The organism is Clostridium sp. CAG:221, assembly GCA_000435835.1.
Classification (GTDB): domain Bacteria; phylum Bacillota; class Clostridia; order Clostridiales; family Clostridiaceae; genus Clostridium.
The window spans coordinates 1-3,342 of record FR883420.1; the positions used below are offsets into that span (position 1 = coordinate 1).

At 26.9% G+C, this 3,342-nt stretch carries 2 protein-coding genes and 1 tRNA gene; all 3 read left to right on the forward strand.

Going from position 1 to position 3,342, the window contains the following annotated elements; translation table 11 throughout:
* Nucleotides 1-558 precede the first annotated feature (558 nt).
* Nucleotides 559-1,029, forward strand: a complete 471-nt coding sequence (gene greA / locus Q5O44_RS11950) for a transcription elongation factor GreA (protein ID WP_022168660.1) — start codon at nt 559-561, stop codon at nt 1,027-1,029.
* 286 nt (nt 1,030-1,315) lie between these two features.
* A tRNA-Arg gene (locus Q5O44_RS11955) sits at nt 1,316-1,392 on the forward strand.
* Nucleotides 1,393-1,617: 225 nt separating this feature from the next.
* Entirely contained in the window at nt 1,618-2,937 is a 1,320-nt protein-coding gene (locus tag Q5O44_RS11960; RefSeq protein ID WP_022168661.1) for a carboxylesterase family protein, read from the forward strand.
* Nucleotides 2,938-3,342: the final 405 nt, after the last annotated feature.

Consider the following 3,342-nt stretch of genomic DNA (forward strand, 5'->3'; position numbering starts at 1 on the left):
ATTAACTATATTCTGTTCAATTTTCAAAGATCATTTTCTCTGTCGCCCTCAAGCGACTTCCTTATCATAACACCTTGTTTTCATTCTGTCAACACTTTTTTAAAATTAATTTTTTCAATTAATTTTTAGTGTTAACTTCCTGTTCAGCGGCTTGCCGCTCTCTCAAGGACAAGACTTATTCTATCATATACTTTAAGATAAATATAATAAAAATCATCTTATAATGATAAATATTCTTAAAATTCTACTTATTATTCCTATTTTCTCACCTTTTCTATTATTGATACGCTTGGTAAAGAGTATGAATAGAAAACGTTTATATTTATATCTCTTTCAGTAGTATTTGCAAATTTATTAATATTATTCAAAGAAAAATATATTCTAATATATAAAAAAAACTTATATACTATGGTAAAAAAAGAATTTAAATTAAGGAATAATATATAAAAAATTAAAAATATACACTAAAAAACTTATTAAATTTATATTTAAAAATAATAGGAATACTGTATGTTATTAATTCTTTATACTTATTTCTATTTTTAGGAGTGATTTTATTTGAATAATTATTTAACTGAAGATGCTATAAATATTCTTAAAGAAGAAATTGAAAATCGCAAAATTATAATCCGTAAGCAAATTAATGAAGATTTAAAAGAAGCCAGAGCCCACGGAGACCTAAGTGAAAATTTTGAATACAAAGCTGCTAAAAGAGAAAGAGCTAGGAATGAAAGTAGAATAAGATTTTTAGAAAGAATGATTAAAACAGCTATAATAATTAAGGATACTACTGCTTCTAATGAAGTAGGCTTAAACAAATATGTAACAGTAAAATTTTTAGAAGATAATTATGTTCAAGAGCTTTATATTGTAACTACTGTTGAGGCAGATCCCCTAGAAGATAAAATTAGCATTGAATCACCACTTGGAAAATCTTTATTTAAACATAGAGTTGGCGATCTTATTGAAGTTAATTCGCCTGAAGGCACTTATAGGGTTGAAATTTTGAATATTAAGAAAACAACTTAGGTAATGATGAACTTAGATAATGATGAATTATGAATGATGAATTAAGGAGGAAACTCAGAGAGTTTCTATAAAGGAATTAAGAATTGAAAATTAAAAATTAAAGTGATATTTTCTTTTAAAATAAATTAACATGAGATATTAATTTAATAATAAGAAATATAATTATAATATTAGTATAAAACAAACAAATCCACTGATTCTTTAGTGTACAGGCTTTTATATTAATTAAATTTTAGTTTATATTACTAATTTATCAATTATTTGATATAATAGTTATATAATATTTGCATCTATAGCTCAGCTGGATAGAGTGCTGGACTTCGAATCCAGGCGTCGGGGGTTCGAGTCCCTCTAGATGCGCCAACAAAAAAAGACTTGGCAGTTGCCAAGTCTTTTTATATTTAATTAAATTACCATATAATTAAATATATATTTGACAACTTAAACTTATCAGTATAATATATAATTATAATTGAAAACTATTAAATAAGGATTATTACTGATTTATTCAGGCGAGACCAAAAAATATGGAGTTAACCTCTTTATATTTTGGTTTCGCCTTTTATTTTTTAATAAAGGAGAATTTTTATGGGATTAAGTAAAAAAACAAAATTAATCGTTAGTTTAGCACTAACAATATCATTAACTTCTGTTTTAACAATTGGATGCAATAATGGAGTTTCTCAATCTAATAACAACAAAACTCAAGAAGCTTCTAATGATTCTACTTTAATTTATACTCAAGGTATTGAACAAACAACTATCTATGGTAAAGTAAAAGGCTCTAAGGAAAATAATGAAAAAACATTATTGTGGCAAGGAATACCTTATGCTAAAGCACCTATTGGTAATTTAAGATGGAAAGCTCCTGAAGATCCTGAAATATGGAATAATGTATTTGATGCCACAACTCCTGGAAATGTGGGTATACAATTATCAGGTTCAGATATTATTGGAAGTGAAGATTGTTTAAATCTTGATATATATAGACCAAACACTGATGAAACTAACCTTCCTGTATTATTATTTATTCATGGAGGTAATAATCAAACTGGTACTAGTTCTGAAATTGATGCAAGAAAACTTGCTGTTAATGCTAATTGTATAGTTGTATCAATAAACTACCGATTAGGTGCTCTTGGATTCAATAGTTTACCTGCTTTAAAAACTGGTGATATAAATGAGGATTCTGGAAACTATACATTATTAGATATAGCTAAATCTCTTGATTGGATTAATGAAAATATTGAAGCTTTTGGTGGCAATCCTAACAATATTACTGCTTCTGGATTCTCTGCTGGTGGTCGCGATATAATGGCAATGCTTATTTCACCTATATTTGAAGGTAAATTTCAAAAAGCTATAGCCTTCAGTGGTGGAATGACTATCTCTGATCCTGAAGAAAGTGCCCAAATAATTGCTAAGGCAATAGCGCCTTTAGTAATTGAAGATAACGTGAAAGAAACTGAAGAAGATGCCTACAATTGGTTACTTACTGATGATACTGAAGTAAAATATTATCTATACTCACTTTTCTTAACTGATACTGTTACAGGATTTGGTGCTTCTTATCCTGAGGCTTTTAATAATGAAGGTGCTAAAGATTTATCAAATAAATTTACAAAATATATATCAAATTTCTTATGGAATGATAATCCTAATGGAGAAGATTTAGTTGAATGGAATTCTTGGACTAGCTCTTCTGATGGTCCTACTCAACTTCTTTTAGATGCTGATTTAAATAAGGCCATTATTACAATATCACATGAAAGGACTTCTTATGAAAGTATTTTAAATGAAATTGAAAACGACCATTCTATCACTGATGAAGATAAGAATACTATAGTAAAAGAAGTATTAAACGGTCGTTGGTTTAGTTCTAGATTAGATTCATATTTTAATAATTAATATTTCATATTTATAAAGGTTCAAGCTAACAGCTTGGACTTTTATTTTATTAATTTTTGAATAAATAGAAAAATAAGGTATCAATTCACATAACTATGCTTTTCTATTACTATTTTTGTGGATATTTTTTATTTATCTGTTAATAAATTGGTGATTTTAAAATTTTATGCACAATAAAAGAAAAATTATCAACAGGAATACTAGTTTTTCACAACTATAACTTCTAGATCTGTGTATTATTTTTATTTTTAGATATGATTATAAGATAAAAAAAGACCTTATATTAAATTCTATATTGTTCTATTACAATACTTCATATTAATAAGGTTACTTTTGTTATGGAAATAAAAAAGACAACTGACATTCAGTTGTCTTATGGAGCGGGTAGTGGGAATCGAACCCACC

Excerpts from the sequence above, each read along its gene's own strand:
- Q5O44_RS11960 (WP_022168661.1), top strand. The coding sequence starts at position 1,618 with ATGGGATTAAGTAAAAAAACAAAATTAATCGTTAGTTTAGCACTAACA.